The sequence below is a fragment of the Rhodospirillales bacterium genome (assembly GCA_018666775.1).
Classification (GTDB): domain Bacteria; phylum Pseudomonadota; class Alphaproteobacteria; order SMXQ01; family SMXQ01; genus JABIXC01.
The window spans coordinates 24,152-45,410 of sequence record JABIXC010000016.1; the positions used below are offsets into that span (position 1 = coordinate 24,152).

The window sequence follows — 21,259 nt, forward strand, 5'->3', positions numbered from 1 at the left end:
GAAATGTCGGGTCGTCTGCATAAGATTTTAAAGGATCAGACAACCGCTTCTGATCTGGAAACGGTGCAAACAGACGGAACAACAAATCCGCCCAATCTTTCAGCCGCAGCAACAACCGCAAGTGCGCCCCCATTTTATACTGCCGATCTTTGTGGCAATTTTATTTCCGTAAATGCAGCATACCGAAGGCTTGCCGCAAGCATGGTCAATGCCATGCCCGTTGACCACCAGGCAGGCAATGACACAATGCCAGAGCCTGTATTTCCCCTAGATGAGGTGATCGCCAATGTCATCGCTATGGCTGCAGGCACCACCCGGACTGAAAACCTGGAAACCACCGATGGCTTGCGCTCTTTCAGCTCCAATCATTTCCCAATTCACAATGACAGCGGATTGATTGTCGCGGTCGGGGGCATGTACACGGATGTTTCGGATAAAGACACCCAAGGTCTGGCGCAACTGGTTGCCCAGGACCGGTTTGACGACATTGCCCGTCTGGTCACAGACCTGATATGGGAAACCGATACAGACTTCAATCTGGTTTATGTCTCTTCCCGGGTTAACGAGGTCCTTGAAATTCATCCCCGTGAAATTATGGGGAAAAATATGTTTGATATTGGGACGTTCAAGCCCCGTGATGGCGAGCGCAATCAACCCTTGCTCACGCGCGAAACACGTTCCCCCTTTCGCGATATCAACTTCCTGATCACCCTTGCGGATGGCCGCACCCGAAAGCTGTTTCTTTCCGGCCTGCCCATGTTTTCAGATACCGGGGCTTTCAAGGGCTTTCGGGGGACCGCAACTGAAATTTCCGATGAAACTGCAGCGCGCAGGAATGCATCCATTTCACGCGACCGGCTTACGGCCGCAATTGAAAATATTTCAGAAGGGTTTGCACTCTTTGATGCCGAAGACAGGCTGATCCTTTTTAACAACAGGTTCAAAGAATACCTGGCAGGCATTGCCCGTTTTCTTGTTCCGGGCGCTGCCTTTTCCGGAGTTTTAGAAGCCGCTGTCAATTCCGGCTTTGTTACCGGTCCTGAGAACGCCCTTTTAGAATGGAATGTTTTGCACACCGAAGCCACGGAACAGATTGCGGCAAATATAGAGCTTCATTTAGCCAGCGGGCGGTGGATCAGGATCAGTGACCGAAGCACCGAAGACGGAGGCGTTGTCACCATTGTTTCCGATGTCACGGATATGAAAAATCGTGAAGAAGCCCTGCGATCATCCAAAGAACTGGCGGAACAGGGCAGCCGGTCAAAAAGTGAATTTCTTGCCAATATGAGCCACGAATTGCGCACCCCGCTCAATGCCATTATTGGCTTCACCGAAGTGATGCGCGACCAGGCCCTTGGCCCCATCGGCAACGAACGCTATCAGGAATATATTCACGACATTCTGGATTCCGGGCGGCACCTTCTTGGCGTCATTAATGACATTCTGGACGTTTCAAAAGCCGATGCCGGAAAGCTGGAACTCCACGAGGAAAAAGTCAGCCTGAAACGTGAAGCCGATGCCACCATCCGTTTGTTTTGTGATCAAGCCGAAGCAGCCGAGGTTGCGATTTCATCAAATTTACCAAATGACCTGCCACCCTTTTATTCTGATCAGCGCAAAATCCGCCAAATCTTTCTAAACCTTGTTTCCAACGCCGTAAAATTTACCCCCGCTGGCGGCACGGTACGCATTGACGGCGGCCTGAACAAAGAGGGCGGGGTTACCATTCAGATCATTGATACCGGGATCGGTATAAAAAAAGAAGACATCCCCGCAGCCCTTAGCGCGTTTGGCCAGGTCGATAGCAGTCTGGCGCGCCGCTTTGACGGCACCGGGCTGGGCCTGCCGCTGACAGTCGCCCTGATCAAACTTCATGATGGTGATTTAAAGCTGGAAAGCACGCCCGGTGAGGGCACCTGTATTTCCATCGCGTTTCCTGCCAACCGCGTCCTTAGCGGACCCCGCGCTTAACCCTTCGCAGCGTCTACCAGCGCGCGGACACCGGGCAGTTCCTTGCCCTCAAGCCATTCCAGAAATGCCCCGCCTGCGGTTGATACGTAAGAAAAATCATCCCCGGCGCCCGCCTTGGCCAGGGCCGCCACTGTGTCGCCACCGCCAGCCACAGACAGCAAGTCTCCCGATTGGGTCAGCGCGGCAACATGACGGGCAACCGATGTCGTCCCAGTATCAAAGGGTGAAAATTCAAATGCCCCAAGCGGGCCGTTCCAGACCACGGTTTTGCACGATCCCAGCGCATCACACAGGAATTTTGCAGTTAAAGCCCCAACATCAAGGATCATCGCATCCTTTGGAACGTCGTTGATACCAACGGTTTTGGCACTTGCACCATCTTTAAGGCCCGATGCTATCACCACATCAATGGGCAAAAGTATTTCACACCCGGCATCTTCTGCGCGGGCCAGAATGGCGCACGCGGTATCGACCATGTCGCGTTCACAAAGGGATGCGCCAACATTGATGCCCTTTGCAAACATAAATGTGTTGGCCATGCCGCCGCCAATCACCAGTTTATCCACCCGGGTCGAAAGATTGCCAAGCAGGTCCAGTTTGCTGGAAACTTTGGACCCACCAATGATGGCCGCAACCGGGTGTTCAGGCGTTTCCAGCGCATTGCGCAGGGCTTCCAGTTCCGCCTGCATCAGACGTCCGGCAAACGATGGCAGGTGATGGGTCAGGCCTTCGATGGACCCATGGGCCCGATGTGCCGCAGAAAAGGCATCATTCACATAGAGATCGCCCAGTTCCGCCAAGGCACTTGAAAATGCCGCATCATTGGCTTCTTCGCCGCTGTGAAAGCGCAAATTTTCCAACAATGCCACCCCGCTGGAGGAAAGGTTTTCCACCACGTTAGCAGCATCAGAACCAATACAGTCCTTGGCAAAGGCAACATCACGGCCCAGCACTTCTGCCAAGGGTTTCGCCAAAGATGCCAGCGACATTTCAGGCACAACCTTGCCGCCCGGGCGATCAAAATGGGACAGCACCACAACCTTGGCGCCCTTATCGGAAAGTTCCCGTAACGTCGGGGCCACCCGTTCAATCCGGGTCATGTCAGACACACGCCCATCCATGACCGGCACGTTCAGGTCCACGCGCACCAAAACGCGTTTGCCCGAAACGTCGCAATCATCCAGCGTTTTAAAGACGGTGCCGTCGTGATCCATGGGTTTACCTGTTGGCTACAGCTTGCCGACCATAGCTGCAACATCCACCATCCGATTGGAAAAGCCCCATTCATTGTCATACCAAGACAGGATGCGGACAAAGCGCCCATCAATCACCTGGGTTTCCGACAAATCAAAGATGGAACTGGATGGGTTGTGATTGAAATCACCGGACACCACTGGATCGGACGTATAAGAAAGCACCCCCTTCAAGGGACCATCGGCTGCTTTGATGATGGCCTTGTTGACCGCTTCAACCGTGGTTGGCTTTTTCGGTACAAAGGTCAGATCGACCATGGAGACATTGATGGTGGGCACGCGAACGGCCGTGCCATCAATTTTGCCGACGAGTTCTGGCAACACCAAACCCACGGCCTTTGCCGCACCGGTTGAGGTTGGGATCATGTTCTGGGCCGCTGCCCGGGAACGCCGCAAATCCTTGTGCAGGGTATCTTGCAGACTTTGATCTCCGGTATAGGAATGAACCGTGGTCATGAAACCCCGGGTGATCCCACAGGATTTCTGCATCACATAAGCCACAGGGGCCAGGCAATTGGTGGTGCACGATGCATTGGAAATGATGCGGTGGCTTTTGCGCAGTTTCTTGTGATTGACACCGTTTACAACCGTGATGTCTTCGCCACTGGCGGGCGCTGAGATCAGAACGCGTTTGGCGCCCGCTTCAAGATGTTTCGATGCCCCGTCACGGGATGTGAAAATGCCTGTGCATTCCAGTGCAACATCAACGCCCATTTTTGCCCAAGGCAAATTGGCAGGATCACGTTCGGCTAAAACCCGAACCGCACCGCGACCAAAATTGATGCCGGTTTTGGTGGCTCGCACCGTGCCGGGGAATCGCCCGTGAACTGAATCATGCTGCAATAGATAGGCATTGGCCTCAATCGATCCAAGATCGTTGATAGCAACCACTTCGATATCCTTGCGGTTTTGCTCATGGATGGCCCGAAGGACAAGACGCCCGATACGTCCAAAACCGTTGATCGCTACCCTGATCGCCATAATATTCTCCTGTTATTGCCAGTGTAAATTGGCTGTGTGTAAATTAGCTGAGTGTGAATTATCCGTTTTTATCCGCAAGAAGGGCCTTCGCCTTTGCAGCAACCGCTTGGGCCGTAATTCCAAAATGGGCATATAAATCTTTGATCGGTGCCGATGCCCCGAAGGAATTCATGGCAACAATGCCACCTTCGGTGCCAACGTAGCGTTCCCAACCAAATGCAGCACCTGCCTCAACGGCGACCCGCACCGTCCCGGGGCCCAGAATTTTTTCGCGTTCTGCCTTTGGCCTTAGATCAAACAATTCCCAGCACGGCATGGAAACAACCGATGCCGCAATGCCGTCAGATGCCAAAAGGTCGCGCGCGCCAAGGGCGATTTCAACCTCGGACCCCGTTGCCAACAAGGTCACCTTGGCATCACCTTCGGCTTCACGCAGAACATACCCCCCTGTGCCCGCACCATCGGTGCCGGCACCCGCTGAGGTGCGCACGGTGGGAAGGCCTTGGCGTGTCAGCGCAAGCACGGCCGGATGGGTTTTATCTTTCAAGGCCGCCGCCCAGCATTCTGCGGTTTCAACCGCATCGGCCGGTCGGTACACCCGAAGCTCCGGGATGGCCCGCAGGCTCATCAAGTGTTCAACCGGTTGATGGGTTGGGCCGTCTTCGCCAAGACCGATGGAATCATGGGTCATGACATAAATCACCCGAAGCCCCATCAATGCCGATAGACGGATTGCGGGCCTGCAATAATCGGTAAAGATCAGGAAGGTGCCGCCATAAGGAATAATGCCCCCATGAAGCGCCATCCCGTTCATAACCGATGCCATGCCGTGTTCACGCACCCCGTAATAGATGTATCGCCCGCCATAATGATCGGCATCCAACACGTCTTCGACTTTGGTCTTGGTGTTGTTCGATCCGGTCAGGTCGGCTGATCCGCCAAGCATTCCCGGTACTGCGGCGGTCATCACCTCAAGGGCTTCTTGAGAAGATTTGCGCGTCGCCCAGGCTGGCGCGTCTTTTATCAATGTTGCGATGTAATCATCCACCACCCCATCAAATTCTTTCGGCATATCGCCGGAAAGTGCGGCTTCAAAGGCTTCGCGCTGATCGGCAGGTTGTGCATCCAGGCGTTTGCTCCAGGCATCACGCGCGGCCCCCCCGCGGGCCCCTACGGCCTTCCAGGCAGCGCGGACATCTTCTGGTATTTCGAACGGCGCATGGGGCCAATCGAGCGCTTTACGCGCCCCTGCGATTTCTTCTGCACCCAAGGGTGCCCCATGGGTGGCCGATGTGCCGCCCTTGGTAGGCGCGCCGAAGCCAATGGTGGTCCGGGCTGAAATCAACGATGGACGATCCGATACGCGCGCAGCCGCAATGGCGGCACGAATGGCTTCGGGGTCATGGCCATCAACGCTGCAAACATCCCAGCCATAGGCATCAAACCGCTTTAAGGTGTCTTCGGAGACGGTGAGGGAGGTCGGGCCATCGATGCAAATCTTGTTATCGTCCCAAAGGACAACCAATTTTGACAAGCGAAGATGCCCGGCCAAGGATGCCGCTTCGTGGCTGATCCCTTCCATCAAACAGCCATCCCCAACGATGGCATAGGTGTGATGGTCTACCAGATCATCACCGGAACGCGCCGCCATGTGGCGTTCTGCCAGCGCCATGCCAACAGCATTGGCCAGCCCTTGGCCAAGGGGGCCTGTGGTGGTTTCAATGCCCGGGGCGACCCCGTATTCAGGATGGCCTGCGGTGCGGCTTTCGAACTGGCGGAAATTTTTCAGCTCATCCAGGGTCATGTCCTTGTAGCCCGTCAGATGCAGCAACGAATACAGCAGCATCGAGCCATGGCCCGCTGAGAGGACAAAACGATCACGATCTGGCCAGGCCGGATCATTGGGATCAAATTTCAAAAATTGGGAAAACAGGACCGTCGCCATATCGGCGGCGCCCATGGGCATGCCCGGGTGACCGGATTTGGCTTTTTCAACCGCATCCATGGCCAAAAACCGTATGGCATTGGCCATTCTTTTCTGAATTGCTGGATCGACAGATGACGCACTGACGTCTGGCGCTTTAGCGTCCGACACTTTTGGCCCTCCCGGCTATTTTTTGCGCAAAAATGCGCACAAGACATGACCCCATTTGATAAGCCAAAAGCGCAGCCGGTGCCAATGGTTTTCACCAAACAGGCTCCCTTTTATATTTTTAGGGGGGGCTTTTATCTTTTGGTGGTGGATTGCTCGCCTTTGAATAGGCATTAGGCTACTTTATCGCGCAATCAACCTTGCCCACACAGGACCCAAAGCCTTCATGAGTGTTCTTTCAGACCTTCGACCACGACTGCCCGGAATTTTGAAAGGCCTTTGCATTGGCATCCCTGCCGGGGCGCTATTTGACTGGCTGGACACGCCCATCCCCTGGATGATTGGCCCGATGGTTGCCGTGGCCACCCTTAATTTAATGGGAATCAGGATATACGCCCTGCCCTATGCCCGCCAAATGGGCCAAATCATTCTGGGCTCTGCGGTATCGCTTTATTTTACACCTGTAGTGGTGGCCGCCATCGGCACCCATATCGGCGCCATCGCCCTGGCCACGGCATCGGCCTTCCTGATCGGTGGGTTGGGCGCGGTGGTGCTCAGCCGGGTTTCCGGCGTTGATGGCAAATCTTCCTTTTTTGCATCCATCCCCGGCGGTGCCATGGCCATGGCGGTGTTGGCGGAACGCCACGGAGCACAAATTCCACCGGTAGCCGTTGCCCACAGCCTCAGGGTTTCTGCGGTGGTCATCATTGTTCCCTTTGTTCTGACCTATGGTGGCATCCCCATCGAGGCCAGCGCGTATCGGCCCCAATTGCCGCTGGAATTCTGGATTTTGCTCCCCTGGCTTGGTGTCGGATTTATCCTTGGGGAAGTTTCAGAACGGATGGGGCTGCAAAATGGCTACCTTCTGACGCCGATTTTTTTTGGCGCAGCGCTGACCATGAATGGCATTGAACTTTCATCAATCCCGTCATGGATGACAGATTTTGCACAATTGATGTTTGGTCTTGTCTTAGGCGCCAGATATGAACGTGAATTCTTTATCCGCCACAGGCTGTTCATTCCCTTTGCCCTGTTCAATGCATTCTTTATTTTGATCGTGTCTGCATTGGTGGCTTTGGGATTGGCATGGGCATTCGGCATGTCCATTGCCACCATGTTGATTGCAACCGCACCGGGGGGATTGGCCGAAATGACCATCACCGCCCAGGCGTTAAACGTCGGCGTGCCTTTGGTGGTGGCCTTTCATATGGTCCGGGTGGTGATCGTCAACATGGGCACCCAGTATATTTATGGCCTTGCCCAATGGGTCCGAAGCCGGATGGAGCAAGAACCCACAAAATAAGCACTGCATAAAGGGGGCATCCTCCCCCAGATTCAATTGCATATCACCCGTTCTCACCATAAGAAGTATGGGTATGAACTCAAAAATCAAAGATCCCAAGGCCGCCGAGCCTTCGCCAGATTCAAAGGAACCAACACCGGAGCCCAATGCGCTGCTTTCTGGCTTGCGCGTCGTGGAAGGCTCTGCCTTCGTCGCAGCACCCCTTGGCGGCATGGCCTTGGCCCAGCTGGGCGCTGAGGTCATCCGCTTTGATCCCATCGGCGGGGGGCTGGATTATCACCGCTGGCCCGTCGTGAACACAGAAGACACAGAGGGTGAAGAGGGTGCCAGCCTGTTCTGGGCAGGGCTTAATAAAGGCAAGAAATCTATCGCCATTGATCTTGGCCGCCCCGAAGGGGCCGCAATCGCCACCCAATTGATCACCGCCCCCGGCGATAACCGGGGCATTTTCCTGACCAATTTCCCGGCCCGGGGCTGGCTGGATTATGACCGCCTTAAAGCCATCCGCGAAGACCTTATCATGGTAAATATTACCGGCGACCATGAAGGCAAAAGCGCTGTCGACTATACCATCAATGCCGCTATGGGCTTTCCGTATGCGACAGGCCCTGATGGCCCAGAAACCAATGAGTCCCCCATCAACCATGTTTTGCCGGCATGGGATGCCATTTGTGGGTTATGGGCATCAACGGGCATTTTGGCTGCAGAACGCCACCGCGCCCGCACCCAGACCGGCCAAAAGGTAACCCTGGCCCTATCCGACGTTGCCTTGGCCATAACCGGGGCCTTGGGCATTATTGGCGAAGTTGCCATCAACAAAGAAGACCGCCCGCGCTATGGCAATGACCTATATGGCGGGTTTGGCAGAGATTTTGAAACCAAAGACGGGCCAAGGGTCATGGTGGTGGGCCTGACCGGTCGCCAATGGCAGGGTCTTGTCCGGGCCACGGACACCAATGATGCCATCAGCGCCCTTCAAGACACGCTGGGGATTGATCTTTCCCGCCAAGGCAACCGTTTCCGGGCCCGCGATGAAATCGCCGCCATCATTGAGCCCTGGATCAAAAACCATACCTTGGTCGATGTGGCAAAAGCCTTTGATGACAACGGCGTTTGCTGGGGCCCGTACCAGACGTTCCGCCAATTGGTGGAAAGCGATCCCAGATGTTCGACCGATAACCCGCTGTTTTCCATGGTTGAGCACCCGGGGATCGGGCCACTTTTAACCCCCGCCAGCCCCCTTTCCTTCGGGGCATTCCCCCGCATGGCCGTAAAACCCGCACCAACCCTTGGGGCCGATACCGATTGGGTTTTGGGCGATGTTCTGGGCATGAGCTCCGGCGAGATCGGAAACCTTCATGATAACGGCACCGTTGCCTAAATTTAGACAGATTTTGGGGCGAAAAACCCCTTGAGGGGCGGATTGCCTGAATAATCCCCGATAGGTCTTGACGTGCCCCCCCTTGAAAACTAGATATTACCTCCGGCTTTTGGGTGGATCGGTCCCAAATGCCTGAAAAAACAGTAATTATTATAAAAAAGTGACCGGGAGGTCCCTGAGTTCATGGCAGCGATGATTGAAGTCGACGGATTGCACAAGCATTTTGGTGCGATTCAGGCCGTGAACGGGATTTCTTTCTCCGTGGAACGGGGTGAAGTGCTGGGATTTCTAGGCCCCAATGGTGCCGGAAAATCCACCACCATGAAAATGATCGCAGGGTTTCTGGAGCCCGATGCGGGCAGCGCACAGGTCTGCGGCTTTGACGTTGCAACCGATCCCATCGAGGCCAAACGCTGCATCGGCTATATGCCCGAAGGCGCGCCCAGCTATTCGGAAATGAACCCTTTGGGTTTTTTGCAATTTATTGCGGGCATACGCGGATTTTCAGGGCGTGAAGCCCGGGATTGCGTGGCACGCGCCGCCGATCGCACACAGTTAGAAGACGTCCTCTATCAGCCTATTGAAACCCTGTCGCGGGGCTATAAACGCCGGGTCGGGCTGGCCCAGGCATTGTTGCATGATCCCGATATTCTGATTCTGGATGAACCAACCGACGGGTTAGACCCCAACCAGAAACACGAAGTCCGAAGCCTGATTCAGGAAATGTCCGCAGACAAGGCCATCATCATTTCAACCCATATTCTGGAAGAAGTGGATGCCGTCTGTTCCCGGGCCATCATTATCGCGCGCGGCCACGTGGTTGCCGACGGTACGCCTCTGGAACTGGAATCACGATCAGACCGCCATCAAGGTGTCGCCATTACCGCCACCCGCGAAACCCTGGAACAATTAATTGGTGACGTCAGCGCCCTTTCCGGCGTTGCCCATGCAGAAATTGAAGACCGCGATCTGTTTGTTCGCCCCATTGATCCAAGCACCGATATTCTTGAACCCATCCGCGTATTGGTTCGCCAACGCGGCCTTTCCGTTGCCGACATTCGGATAGAGCGCGGCCATCTGGAAGATGTTTTCCGGGATGTCACCTTGCCCAAAGCCCGGAAACACGGAGGCGTTTCATGAACGTCGTTTGGGTCCTGTTTCGCCGCGAGCTGGCAAGTTATTTCATCACGCCTGTGGCTTATGTCTTTATTGTTATCTTTCTGGCATTGCTGGGCGCACTTACCTTTTTCATGGGCGGCTTCTTCGATCGAGGGCAAGCTGATCTGGCACCATTTTTTGCCTTTCACACCTGGTTGTATCTGCTTTTGGTCCCCGCCATCTCCATGCGCCTGTGGTCCGAAGAACGCAAAACCGGCACCATTGAGCTGCTGTTAACCCTGCCCATTTCTGCCACCCAGGCTGTGTTGGCAAAGTTTTTTGCATCCTGGGTTTTCACAGCCATTGCCTTGGTGCTGACCTTCCCCATTGTCATCACGGTCAACTATTTAGGGTCCCCCGATAACGGCGTGATCGCCGCTGGTTATATTGGATCGCTGGTTATGGCCGGTGCGTATCTTGCCATCGGGGCCTGTTTTTCCGCCGCCTCTAAAAATCAGGTGATCGCGTTTGTTCTGGCCGTCATGGTCAGCATCCTGTTCACCGTTTCGGGCACACCATTGGTGCTGAATTTCATTTCCGGCTGGGCCGCCCCCGAAGTGATCAATGTTGTTGCAGGATTAAGTTTCCTCGCCAATTTTGATGCGATTTCAAAGGGCGTTCTGGACATGGTGAACATGGTCTATTTCCTGTCGGTGATCGCATTGTTCCTGTTCATCAACGTTATTCTTGTCACCCTTTTGAAGGCGCGCTGAGAGATCATGAGCGACACGTCCAAAAATTCATCTGGCATTATGCGCCGCTCACTCGCGGTTTGGGGCGTTTGCCTGTCGATTATCCTGTTTATCGCCGTCAACGTTTTGACCCATGCCGGGTTCATTGGCGCGCGCATTGATCTGACCCAGGACAAACTGTTCACCCTGTCTGCGGGCACCCACAAGGTGCTGAGCCAAATCGATGAACCTGTCACGCTCCGGTTTTACTTCTCTACCGTTTTGGGCAAAGAATTACCGGGACTGGGCAAATATGCCGGTCGCGTGCGCGACATGATGCATGAATATGCCGCCAATTCCCGGGGCAAGGTTCGCATCACTGAAATTGACCCGGTTTCTTTTTCCGATGCCGAAGATGAAGCCGTGGCCTTTGGGCTTCAGGGGCTGCCGTTGGACCGCACTGGCGAAAAAGTTTATTTCGGATTGGCTGGCACCAACGCCACAGCAGAAGAAGAAATCATCCCCTTCTTCACCCCAAGCCGTGAAGCATACCTTGAATACGACCTGACCAAAGTGGTGTACCGGTTGGCTAATCCAAAGCGCAAAACCATCGGCCTGATATCGTGGCTGCCGGTGCGCGGGTTCCCCGGTTCCATGATGGCGCGGATGTCAAGCATGGGCCGACCCTGGCAGTTGACCGGGCAGTTGGACCAATTGTTTCAGGTCCAGGACATTCCCATTACCACCGGTGAAATCCCGAAGAACATCGACATTTTGTTTGTGCTCCATCCTGCAGGGATCACCAAGAAAACCACTTATGCCATTGATCAGTTCATGATGCGCGGCGGACGCGCTCTGATTTTTGTTGATCCATTGTCAGAAATTGCCAGTCGCATTCCCGGCCCCGGTGGAAAATTTGTCCCGGGCGCTTCAGACCTTGCTCCCATTTTCAAATCATGGGGGCTGTCTTATGACAAGACTATGGCCGCGACCGACATGCTGTCTGCCCAGCGGGTCAATGGCGGCTCAGCGTCAAGCCCCGTGGCCGTTCAATATCCGGCATGGCTACAGCTTCGTAAAACCAATCTGGTTCAAGGCGACCTGATCACCACAGAAATTGACAACATGGTAATGGCAACGCCTGGCGCGCTTAGCCTCAAGGCTGACTCAAAACTAAGCCTGACGCCGCTGATTACAACATCTGAACAATCCATGATGCTGAAGGCCGAAGACCTAAAGGGCCGCCCGGATTTCCAAAGCATCGTTAAAAACTTCAAGCCATCGGGCAAGCGTCTTGTCCTTGCCGCCCGCCTGACGGGGCCTGCAAAGACCGCCTTCCCCAAAGGCCCGCCCCCGGCATCGGCCTATATTGATACCGGTGAAAAAAAGCCACAGCCAGGCATGTTCAAAAAGAAGGCGCTGAAAAAAGACGACCCCCGGGTCATCAAAAAAGCTGCCCTGATGCGCGCGGCGCTGGCCAAGGCCCATCTTTCAGAAGCAAAGCAGCCCATTCACGCCGTTGTCGTTGCTGATTCCGATATGCTGCGGGATGAATTTTGGGTTCGGGTCCAGAACCTGTTTGGCCGAACCTCCACCATTCCGGTTTCCGACAACATGAATTTGGTGACCAATGCGCTGGACAATTTGACCGGATCAGACGAACTGATCGGGTTGCGTTCCCGTGGCGTTTCACGACGGCCCTTTGATTTGGTTGATGACCTGACCCGCAAAGCCGAGCTGCGTTTACGTGCCAAGGAACGGGAACTGCAAAGCAAGCGCGAAGAAGCTGAAAAGAAATTGCGGGAATTACAATCCCCAACCCGCAACAAAGATGACCGCGCCATTCTCAGCCCCAAGCAGATCAAAGAAATCAATAAATTCAAAGGGAAATTGCTGGGCGTGCGCAAACAATTGCGAGATGTGCAACTGGGCTTGCGTAAAGACATCGATGAGTTGAAGTCGGAGCTGTGGTTCTTCAACATTGCCCTGATCCCCCTGATGGTGGCCTTGGCTGCCATTGTCCTTGGGCTTGCCCGCACACGCCGCCGTCGCCAGCGTATGGAAACGGAAGCAAAGGGCTAATCATGACACCCAAATCATTCCTCACCTTGCTTGTCCTGACCATCACCATCACGGCTGCTGCGTTCTGGGTTACCATTTCCAGCGACAGCGGTACCGGAATACGGGGCGATGGCCGGATTCTGTTCCCCGATCTTGCCACACAGGTCAACGATGTTCGGCGCATCAAAATCACCCGCGCATCGGGCACATCCACCCTTGTTGCTACCACGACAAAGGATGGCAAGGTCAACTGGGCCCTGAAAGAGCTTTATAATTATCCGGCCCCGCTGGTTTCGGTCCGCGCCGTTGCCGCTGGCATGGCATCGATTGCCGTGATCGAGGCCAAGACCAACCGGGCAGCAAAATATCTGAAAATCCGGGTAGAAGACCCAGCGAAGCATACGGGCAAAAAGAATTCCCACGCGTCACGCATTGAATTGTTTAATGCAAAAGACGAAAAAATTTCCGATCTGATTGTTGGGCTGGAAAAGCCCACCTTATCGGGGACCGGGCAATTGTTCGTCCGCAAGCCGGGCGATGACCGCGCATGGCTGGCGCGGGGCAAGGTTTTCATCCCTGAAAAACGTGAGGGATGGGTCAACCAGATGATCGTCGAAGTGGACCTGCCAAGGGTGCGGGAAACCATCCTGACCATCCCCGGTGAAAAGCCCCTCAGGATTTTCAAAAAGGCCGAAAACGACCAGGACTTTACCCTTGAAGGCATGGCCAAAACCCGTGAGCTGAAAGAATTGTTCGGGGCAGAAGACATCGCCCGGGCCATCCAGAATTTGGCGTTTGTCGAAGTGCGGCCCCAAAGCGAGCTCAAATTTGATTTCAGCCAAGCCCCGCGCACCCGTTATGTTACCTACGATGGACTGATCATCGAAAACTGGGCCGCCACGGCGGGCAAAAAACATTGGGTCACCTTTCGCGCCCGCGCCAATCCCAACCCTGAAAAGGGCGACAAGGTTGATACAGCCAAGCGCGACAAAGAAATTTTAAAAATCAACACGGTGACAAAGGGTTGGGCCTATACCATTAATCCGTTTGAAACCAAAAACCTGCTCAAAACCATGAAAAGCATGACCCAGCCAAAGCCGGGATCAACGCCGGCAAGCACTCCGGCAACTGGGCCGGCCAAGAAATAACAAGGATAAAGCCATGAGTGACGGCGAGAGCACACAAAAACTTTTATACAATCCCCATGCTTTTTTCTGCCTGCAAGATACCGATTGCAGCAAAGGCCGCACCTGCTGTGGGGCCAAAGGCGCCATGGAATTGATGGGGCATATGCGGCGCTTTGCCAAAGCAAATGGCGTCACCAACATTCGGATCAACCGATCCAGTTGTCTGGACCGGTGTGAACTGGGCCCGATTATGGTCATGTATCCCGAAGGCGTTTGGTATGCCTTCAAAACGGAACAAGACGTCGAAGACATTGTTCAAAAACACATCATCGAAGGTGGTCGTGTTACGCGGCTTATGGTTCAACCCTCAGCCCGGACCCCTGCGGACCTAGCGTCTGCATCCTAGGAGACCCCCATACATGGCTTCCCTGCCCGAAGACCCACAACCTTTATACGAAACCCATGTTTTGTGCTGCACCAACCAGCGCGCAGAGGGCCACCCCCGCAGTTGCTGTGCGGATCGTGGCGGACACACCATTATGGCGCACCTGAGCAAACGTGTAGCCGAAGAAGGCATCGAAAATATCAAGGTCACCGAAGCTGGCTGCATGGAACGGTGCGAATTGGGCCCGGCCATTGTTGTCTATCCCGATGCCGTTTGGTATTCCCCCGCATCTAATGATGATGTCGATGAAATTATCGAAAGCCATCTTAAAGGCGGCGTTCCCGTTGAACGCCTTGTCCTTGATGTGGACCAACGCATTCCCAAACCCCAGCCCACACAATTGCTGGATTTGACTGTTGCGTCCATCGCCCAGGAAACGCCAGACATCAAATCGTTTGAACTGGCCGCCAAAGATGGCGCAGACCTTCCTGCCTTTGACGCAGGTGCCCATGTGGATGTCATCACCGAAGGCGGGCTGCGCCGGTCCTATTCCATCGCCAGCGACCCCACGGAACGCAACCATTATACCCTTGGCGTCTTGCGGGAACCCAAAAGCCGGGGCGGTTCTTCCTGGATGCATGCGATCAGCCAGGGCGACACCATTTCCATTACCCCGCCAGAAAACCTGTTCCCACTGGCCGATGGCAATGGGCCACATATCTTGATCGCCGGCGGGATTGGCATCACGCCAATGCTGGCCATGGCGCGGGTTTTAAAAGCCCGGGGTGCCGCATTTCACCTGCATTACTGCACCCGCAGCGCGGAACAAACCGCTTTTCTGGACATGGCCAAGTCTGTGGCAGGCGACAACCTGACCCTGCACCATGATGGCGGCGATCCGTCCAAGGGCATGGATCTGGCAGCGACCCTTAAAGACCAGCCCAGTGGCGCACATCTTTATATCTGTGGGCCCGGCGGCTTGATTACAGCCGTTAGAGATGCGTCCGCGCACTGGTCTGACGACAGCGTTCATTTTGAACTGTTTGCCGCTGCCCCCACCAATGCCGATTGGAAAAATGAAGCATTCGACATTTACCTGTCGCGCCGTCGTCTGGACCTGACCGTGCCTGCGGACCGCACCATTTTGGAAGTCATCCGCGCAGAAGGCATTGCGCTGGATTCATCGTGCGAACAGGGTTTTTGTTCAACCTGTCAGGTGCGATTGATTTCCGGTGAAGCAGAACATCGCGACCAGATACTGAGCGCAGAAGAAAAAGCCAAGGGCGACAAAATCCTGACCTGTATTTCCCGTGCCAAACCCGGGGAAAAACTGGTGCTTGATATCTAGGGGCGCTATCGGACGCTGTTGTAGTATAAATATTCGCGCGAATTTATGCGGATGCGGCGCATATCGATGGGATTTCCATCCAGACCAAAAGAGATGCGGTTGATTTCCAGCAAGGGGTCCCCCGCCTTTATATCCAATTCTTTGGCTTCGCGTTTCCCAGCACGAACCGCATTTAACCATTCATCGGCACGCGCCGTCAGAACGCCGTAATGTTCTTCCATCATCAAATAGGTGTTAGAGCGCCATTTCTTTCCCAGCAATTCGCCGAACCCCGGAAAAAGGCGATCCGCCATTGAGATGTCTTCGCAGATGACGGCTTTGCCATCAATGGCGCGGACCCGATGGAGCCGGAACACTTTTTCCCCGTCTTCTAATTTCAGCGTTTTTCGCTCATTTTTATTGGCTGGTGCCACGGTGTTTTCCATGGAAACCATGGTGCGCCGAACCACCGGTTCGTGATCAATGTTCGACATGGAAAAGAAATGGATACGCGATTCTGTTGTTCGCCCCGTAACAAAGGTCCCTTTGCCCTGATGGCGCACCACAATGTGTTCCGCTGCCATTTCTTCAATGGCTTTGCGCACCGTCCCCTGAGAGACACGAAATTCGGTAGCAAGCCGGGTTTCACTGGGCATTGCCTCTCCCGGCTTCCAGTCCCCCAGCATCACGCGCTTGATCAAAAGCGCCTTTACCTGGCGGTAAAGCGGCTGAAAATCCGTACCCAGATTGCGTTCTTCCATAGACGGAACCCCAATCACGTTGCGGGTCTTCGCTCAATGCCGGGTTAATCCTTCGATTAACCTGTCACCAATGCCCGCCGATGTGTGGCCCTCATGGCACACAGCTAGATACTTATATAATACATAATTATTGGGGTCTGTGTGCCAAAGCGTACAATCGCTTCATTTTAAATCATGTTACATCATGGCGCGCATGTGGACAAATGCGCCTTCAAGGCCTTTATCGGCCACTTACCTGCTCGCGTTCCACCTGTGCGGCAATGGTATTTCGGCACCCTCGCGCCCAAACCCACAAGCCAAGGCTTAAGGTTGCGCCCACCAGAATAGGCGTCATAAGGCCAAAGAATTCAGATGAAATACCCATGATCAACGCCCCGAATGCCGGTATGGCGCGGGCAACAATCCCGTATAGCGCCATAACACGGCCGCGCATTTCTGTATCGATGGCCGTCTGGATCAGGGTCTGTATGCCTGTTCCCATGATGGCAAACCCGGCACCGGTGATAAACATGACGGGCAGTGCCAACCAAAATGAATGCGCCAGTGAAAAAGCGATCAGGGACAGGGATGTCACACATAGAAATGCGATGGTGACCCGGGTCAGGCCCGTGATGGACCCCCGCTGCGCCAACCAATAAGCCCCGACCATGGCACCGCTGCCGTGCAAAATCAGCATGGTAGAATAGGCATTCACCCCCCGATGAAAGACCGCGTCCACCAATCCTGGAAGCAATTCAGTAAATGGCCTTGCCAGCATGCCCGATATCATCATGATCAACATCATCAACATAACGCCTTGATGGCCACGCACATAGCGCAAGCCTTCCGCCGTTGATGACAGCAGGCTTTTGCGGGCGGGGGTTTCGGGCTTGTCCGATGCCAGCTTGATAGCCATCAGGGCGATGAAGAAAAATAAATACGTCAAGGCATTCAACGCAAATGCCCATCCCACACCCCCATATGCGATGACGGCCCCGCCGATGCCGGGCCCGGTAAACCGGCTGGTGTTGAAAATCATGGAATTCAAGGCAATGGCAGAAGACAACATTTCACGGCCTGCCAGATTATAAACGACCGTCATTCGTGCGGGCCGGTTAAAGGCACTGATACACCCATGCAACGTGGCAAAGAAAACCAGCCATTCTATGGTGATGTGTCCAGCCAAGGTCATCACCGCAAGCCCTATTCCCTGAAGAACAGAAAGGACCTGTGTGACGCGCAACACCGTCAGGGAATCGACCCGGTCAATGATGGCACCGGCAAGAAGGCCAAAGAGAATGGTCGGGGCCAGATCAGCAAAGGCGATAACCCCAAGCCAGGCACCGGAATGGGTCAATTCCCATGTCAGCCAGCCCATGCCCACGCGCTGGACCCAGTTGCCCGTGCTGGTGCAGAAATTACCGCCGAGATACCAACGGTAATTGGGATTAACCAGAACCCGCGTTATGTTGCCGAAGCCGCTAAGCATCAATACCGATCATGGTGAAGGCCTGAAACCGGCCTCATACAGGGCACCAAGATCAGTGCCCAGCCATTCTGTGGGGATTTGTTTGTTGGTGCCTTCTGCCATCACCCGATCATAGACGATGCGCCCCGTGGCGGCGAACTGAATGGCGAGCCCTGAATTATTTTTGTAATAAACGATACCCTCCCCGCCGGACTTCACTGTTTCCTTCCCGGCAATAATATCGCCAAGTTCAACAATGCTTTCGCGTTTGATGGTGCCCGCATCAAGGGGCTCTAGCAGTTCCGTCTGATCGTTATCAATCACACTTTCCCAATCATTGACGATGATGTTGGTGGCCTTGGCGTAGGTAGCTTCGTCCACTTCTGTGCGTTTTTTATTCGTGGAATCAGAATTGGCAATGGAAACAACCAGCTGGCCGTCTTCAAGCAAATTACCGTCAAACACCGGCTCCATCGCCGTGGTGCAACAGCAAATTACATCGGCGCCCTTCACCGGTGCATCTGGGGTGTCAGCCATAATGACCTCAACCTTATCGCCCCATTGTTTGCGCTTTTCAGTGACGAACATTTCCCGGTGTTCCGGATTGGGGCTGTAAACAATAACCCGTTCAAAATCGCGGACCGTATTGATGGCATCAAAAGCGCTGCCTGCCTGTTTTCCCGTCCCAAACAGCCCAAGGGTCTTCACGTCTTTGGGGGCAACCTGATCCACGCAAAGACCAGATGTGGCCCCCACCCGCATCCCGGATAGATAATATTCATGCATCAAGGCAAGGGGTTCGGCCGTTTCAATATCAAACAAAATCACAAACCCCCAATTGAAAGGTCGGGGGTTTTCATAAATGCGGCGATTATTTTCAGGTGTGGGCGGAGTGATGATTTGTGATCCCGCGCGCACGCATGCCAGCCCCACCGATGGCACGGCACCGACATGGACGTTAGCGAAATAGCGTTGTTTGGGATCCCGGTGGCGCGCCTGATATCTGGCGCGCGGCAGATTAACAGCATCCCCTTTAGAAAAATCAGCGAACGCTGTCCCCATGGCATCGATGCATTCACGCATAGATAAATGACGCTCAATGTCATCATCGGTAATTATAATCGTCATCCCAAATAGCCCCCCTTATTTGATCTTTTTATGGTGTCTATCATGGCGTTTTCCATGCGTTCTGTCACATGATTGCCGCCCAAAACCGATTTGAGGGCATGAATCATGGTTAAAATATTGTTGACAAGCAACACGATATATTGTGGCATAACAGCTGGAGGCCACAACTTGTGGCGTTCTCGGGGTGGCTAAACCAAAAAATCTCTCATTCTCGGCATATTAACAGCCCCCCAAAAAGATATAGTTGTCGCCTGAGAAAGAGAGAGATCCGAAGGAGGGGGATGTATGACATTCCTTGATAAAATAAAAGGTTGGCTCGGCCAAATTACTGAAGTCGGCCTTCTACTTGTCGCCCTGGGCATTGTCGTCCAGATTCTTATCGGTCCGAAGGTCGCCTTTATTGGTGATGTCGTTGGCAATTTGCTGACACTCATCAAGGCGCTCGGAAATAATGGCCTTGTTGGCCTAATAGCCATCGCGATTATCATGTGGCTCTTTGCAAAAAGAGAACCAGGTTGATCTAGAATTTTTTGAGCGCAAGTAGCGCTGCTGAGCATACTGAAGGGCCGGAGAAATGAATTCTCCGGCCCTTTGCTATTCTATCTGGAAAACCCGATCAGAAATCTGCAAGCAAGCGCCCGTATCCAGGAATCGAATCGGTCACACCGGTGCGCCGCAATGCCTGCCAGATGATAGCCTGAATGGGCTGCACCACTGTGACATCCAATTCTTTTTCCAAAACATCAATGGCGCCAATCATGGCCCAGTGGGGGCAGGAATAATAAATGGTGTCGATGTCGGGATGCTGGGCCTTGACCGAGCGCCCCAACTTCAAGGCCCTTTCTTCTTCGACCAAACCCAGCTCTATAAATTTGGCCTCTGCCCGATCACAGCCCTGAGGATCAAGGCCAAATTCCCGCATGTAATTCATATGCCGTTCATCATGGGAGGTGTCATAGGGGTGGACAATGCCCACCTTGTTACAGCCAAGAGTCTTGAAAGCTTCGCGCTGGGCCGTGGCCGACGTGGTAATGGGAATGCCCACTTCCTTTTCTGTGTCTGCGATCAAGACATCCAGATTATCAAACCCTTTTGACACGTTGATGGGCAGGCCACCAAAGACCAGAATATCGACCTTTGCCCGTGCCATAATTTTTGCAGCCCTAAGGCTCGCCTCATAGGAACGGTCCACCTCTTCATCATTGCGTTCTACCAAGGGCAAGGTGTGCACCACCAAGGTCACGCCATCGGGAACGATTTTATAAAATTCATATGGGAACACCTCTGTGGCCGATGGTGGCGAGGTGTATCCAATGCGCGCGCGGTGACCATAAATGGGCATGATGTTTCTCCTTGTTTGTTTTTTTATTATTCACCCTCACCCGGCAATTGGGGCATCAGGCTGTATTCCTTCAAAAATTCAATCACAACCGCATCAAATGCGGCGGGGTCTTCGATCATACAGGCATGACCGCATCCTGCCAGCACCTGATGATGGGACCCGGGAATAAGGCTTGCGGTTTTTTCACCCTTTGGGCGCGCGCCATCAAATTCACCATTGATAATCAGGGTTGGGCGGGTATACGCCGCAAGGTAATCGCGTGCATCCCCCCGGCATAATGCCTCAAATACCTGAACCACGGCCTTGGGGTCATGCCAGGAATGGCGTTCGCAGAAATTATCAACCAAATAGGTGCCCATGGGTGAATCGGCGAATGTTTCGCGCACCCCATAGCGCAGATGGGCATGGCGGTACGGTGGAAAATCTTCTTCGCCGTAGCCTTTGATCCGCCGGTCCATATCCTGAGGCGCTGAATTGCCGCCCACCTGTATCACCGCCTGGAACCGTTCTGGGTATTTTCCGCCCAGCAACAAGGCCATTTTAGAACCAATGGAACAGCCCATCACGATGGCATCATCGGCACCAATATCATCCATAACACCAATGATATCGTCGCTCATTTCTTCAAAATCATAAGGGGTTGTCACTTTTTCAGACCGCCCCCAACCGCGCAAATCAACGGAGATGACCTTAAACCAGGTGGAAAAATGGGCGGCCTGATACAGCCACAAGGTATGATCATATGGAATGGCATGCAGCAACACCAAGGGCGGGCCTTCACCGGTTACTTCGTAATGAATTTCAACGCCATTGGCGTTACTTTTAGGCATACAGTCCCCCTTGGTTGCTTTGCCAACCCTCTACAATCACT

The 21,259-nt window shown here is 53.9% G+C and carries 18 protein-coding genes; 10 read left to right on the forward strand and 8 right to left on the reverse strand.

The features are described 5' to 3' along the window. Positions 1-3 precede the first annotated feature (3 nt). A complete protein-coding gene (locus HOJ08_07730) occupies positions 4-1,971 on the forward strand; it encodes a PAS domain S-box protein (protein ID MBT5673322.1) in 1,968 nt (655 codons plus the stop codon). On the opposite strand, the gene HOJ08_07735 is transcribed toward HOJ08_07730, so the two are convergent. From HOJ08_07735 to tkt, 3 genes are read right to left on the reverse strand one after another with little or no spacing between them, the layout of a single operon-like run. Next, positions 1,968-3,185 carry a phosphoglycerate kinase gene (locus HOJ08_07735; protein MBT5673323.1) on the reverse strand — a complete coding sequence of 406 codons (1,218 nt, stop codon included), beginning with the start codon at positions 3,183-3,185 and terminating at the stop codon, positions 1,968-1,970. The genes HOJ08_07730 and HOJ08_07735 overlap by 4 nt on opposite strands. Positions 3,186-3,200: 15 nt before the next feature. Then, entirely contained in the window at positions 3,201-4,205 is a 1,005-nt protein-coding gene (gap, locus tag HOJ08_07740) for a type I glyceraldehyde-3-phosphate dehydrogenase (protein MBT5673324.1), read from the reverse strand. A gap of 58 nt (positions 4,206-4,263) precedes the next feature. Beyond that, on the reverse strand, positions 4,264-6,300 hold the full coding sequence (tkt, locus tag HOJ08_07745) for a transketolase (protein ID MBT5673325.1): 2,037 nt from the start codon (positions 6,298-6,300) through the stop codon (positions 4,264-4,266). A 223-nt stretch (positions 6,301-6,523) separates the two neighbouring features. Between tkt and HOJ08_07750 the strand changes: the two genes are divergently transcribed. The 8 genes from HOJ08_07750 to HOJ08_07785 all read left to right on the forward strand — a co-directional run bounded on the left by HOJ08_07750 (position 6,524) and on the right by HOJ08_07785 (position 15,731). Then, a complete protein-coding gene (locus HOJ08_07750) occupies positions 6,524-7,600 on the forward strand; it encodes an AbrB family transcriptional regulator (protein ID MBT5673326.1) in 1,077 nt (358 codons plus the stop codon). Positions 7,601-7,673: 73 nt separating this feature from the next. Next, positions 7,674-8,981 (forward strand): 2-methylfumaryl-CoA isomerase, encoded by a 1,308-nt coding sequence (locus HOJ08_07755; protein ID MBT5673327.1) that lies wholly within the window; start codon positions 7,674-7,676, stop codon positions 8,979-8,981. Positions 8,982-9,173: 192 nt separating this feature from the next. Then, a complete protein-coding gene (locus HOJ08_07760; protein ID MBT5673328.1) occupies positions 9,174-10,121 on the forward strand; it encodes an ATP-binding cassette domain-containing protein in 948 nt (315 codons plus the stop codon). Continuing rightward, a complete protein-coding gene (locus HOJ08_07765; GenBank protein MBT5673329.1) occupies positions 10,118-10,852 on the forward strand; it encodes an ABC transporter permease in 735 nt (244 codons plus the stop codon). The genes HOJ08_07760 and HOJ08_07765 overlap by 4 nt, the downstream gene beginning before the upstream one ends. A 6-nt stretch (positions 10,853-10,858) precedes the next feature. Then, positions 10,859-12,892: an ABC transporter gene (locus tag HOJ08_07770; protein MBT5673330.1), complete on the forward strand. Its 2,034-nt coding sequence runs from the start codon at positions 10,859-10,861 to the stop codon at positions 12,890-12,892. A 2-nt stretch (positions 12,893-12,894) separates the two neighbouring features. Continuing rightward, entirely contained in the window at positions 12,895-14,019 is a 1,125-nt protein-coding gene (locus HOJ08_07775) for a DUF4340 domain-containing protein (protein MBT5673331.1), read from the forward strand. 13 nt (positions 14,020-14,032) lie between these two features. After that, positions 14,033-14,404, forward strand: a complete 372-nt coding sequence (locus HOJ08_07780) for a (2Fe-2S) ferredoxin domain-containing protein (GenBank protein ID MBT5673332.1) — start codon at positions 14,033-14,035, stop codon at positions 14,402-14,404. A gap of 13 nt (positions 14,405-14,417) precedes the next feature. Beyond that, positions 14,418-15,731 carry a 2Fe-2S iron-sulfur cluster binding domain-containing protein gene (locus HOJ08_07785; GenBank protein MBT5673333.1) on the forward strand — a complete coding sequence of 438 codons (1,314 nt, stop codon included), beginning with the start codon at positions 14,418-14,420 and terminating at the stop codon, positions 15,729-15,731. A 5-nt stretch (positions 15,732-15,736) separates the two neighbouring features. Here HOJ08_07785 and HOJ08_07790 read toward each other — a convergent pair whose 3' ends face one another. The 3 genes from HOJ08_07790 to HOJ08_07800 all read right to left on the reverse strand — a co-directional run bounded on the left by HOJ08_07790 (position 15,737) and on the right by HOJ08_07800 (position 19,046). Then, on the reverse strand, positions 15,737-16,489 hold the full coding sequence (locus tag HOJ08_07790; protein ID MBT5673334.1) for a GntR family transcriptional regulator: 753 nt from the start codon (positions 16,487-16,489) through the stop codon (positions 15,737-15,739). 202 nt (positions 16,490-16,691) lie between these two features. Then, positions 16,692-17,939, reverse strand: a complete 1,248-nt coding sequence (locus HOJ08_07795; GenBank protein MBT5673335.1) for an MFS transporter — start codon at positions 17,937-17,939, stop codon at positions 16,692-16,694. A 9-nt stretch (positions 17,940-17,948) separates the two neighbouring features. Next, entirely contained in the window at positions 17,949-19,046 is a 1,098-nt protein-coding gene (locus HOJ08_07800; protein MBT5673336.1) for an ornithine cyclodeaminase family protein, read from the reverse strand. A 285-nt stretch (positions 19,047-19,331) separates the two neighbouring features. Between HOJ08_07800 and HOJ08_07805 the strand changes: the two genes are divergently transcribed. Beyond that, positions 19,332-19,565, forward strand: a complete 234-nt coding sequence (locus HOJ08_07805; GenBank protein ID MBT5673337.1) for a hypothetical protein — start codon at positions 19,332-19,334, stop codon at positions 19,563-19,565. Positions 19,566-19,662: 97 nt separating this feature from the next. Here HOJ08_07805 and HOJ08_07810 read toward each other — a convergent pair whose 3' ends face one another. After that, positions 19,663-20,388 carry a hypothetical protein gene (locus tag HOJ08_07810; GenBank protein MBT5673338.1) on the reverse strand — a complete coding sequence of 242 codons (726 nt, stop codon included), beginning with the start codon at positions 20,386-20,388 and terminating at the stop codon, positions 19,663-19,665. A gap of 26 nt (positions 20,389-20,414) precedes the next feature. Next, a complete protein-coding gene (locus HOJ08_07815; GenBank protein MBT5673339.1) occupies positions 20,415-21,218 on the reverse strand; it encodes an alpha/beta fold hydrolase in 804 nt (267 codons plus the stop codon). Between the last annotated feature and the right edge of the window lie 41 nt (positions 21,219-21,259).

Coding starts and splice junctions, on each gene's coding strand:
- HOJ08_07785 (MBT5673333.1), top strand. CDS start 14,418: ATGGCTTCCCTGCCCGAAGACCCACAACCTTTATACGAAACCCATGTT.
- HOJ08_07735 (MBT5673323.1), bottom strand. CDS start 3,185: ATGGATCACGACGGCACCGTCTTTAAAACGCTGGATGATTGCGACGTT.
- HOJ08_07765 (MBT5673329.1), top strand. CDS start 10,118: ATGAACGTCGTTTGGGTCCTGTTTCGCCGCGAGCTGGCAAGTTATTTC.
- HOJ08_07815 (MBT5673339.1), bottom strand. CDS start 21,218: ATGCCTAAAAGTAACGCCAATGGCGTTGAAATTCATTACGAAGTAACC.
- HOJ08_07795 (MBT5673335.1), bottom strand. CDS start 17,939: ATGCTTAGCGGCTTCGGCAACATAACGCGGGTTCTGGTTAATCCCAAT.
- HOJ08_07775 (MBT5673331.1), top strand. CDS start 12,895: ATGACACCCAAATCATTCCTCACCTTGCTTGTCCTGACCATCACCATC.
- HOJ08_07780 (MBT5673332.1), top strand. CDS start 14,033: ATGAGTGACGGCGAGAGCACACAAAAACTTTTATACAATCCCCATGCT.
- HOJ08_07760 (MBT5673328.1), top strand. CDS start 9,174: ATGATTGAAGTCGACGGATTGCACAAGCATTTTGGTGCGATTCAGGCC.
- HOJ08_07770 (MBT5673330.1), top strand. CDS start 10,859: ATGAGCGACACGTCCAAAAATTCATCTGGCATTATGCGCCGCTCACTC.
- HOJ08_07730 (MBT5673322.1), top strand. CDS start 4: ATGTCGGGTCGTCTGCATAAGATTTTAAAGGATCAGACAACCGCTTCT.
- HOJ08_07805 (MBT5673337.1), top strand. CDS start 19,332: ATGACATTCCTTGATAAAATAAAAGGTTGGCTCGGCCAAATTACTGAA.
- gap (MBT5673324.1), bottom strand. CDS start 4,205: ATGGCGATCAGGGTAGCGATCAACGGTTTTGGACGTATCGGGCGTCTT.
- HOJ08_07755 (MBT5673327.1), top strand. CDS start 7,674: ATGAACTCAAAAATCAAAGATCCCAAGGCCGCCGAGCCTTCGCCAGAT.
- HOJ08_07750 (MBT5673326.1), top strand. CDS start 6,524: ATGAGTGTTCTTTCAGACCTTCGACCACGACTGCCCGGAATTTTGAAA.
- HOJ08_07810 (MBT5673338.1), bottom strand. CDS start 20,388: ATGCCCATTTATGGTCACCGCGCGCGCATTGGATACACCTCGCCACCA.
- HOJ08_07800 (MBT5673336.1), bottom strand. CDS start 19,046: ATGACGATTATAATTACCGATGATGACATTGAGCGTCATTTATCTATG.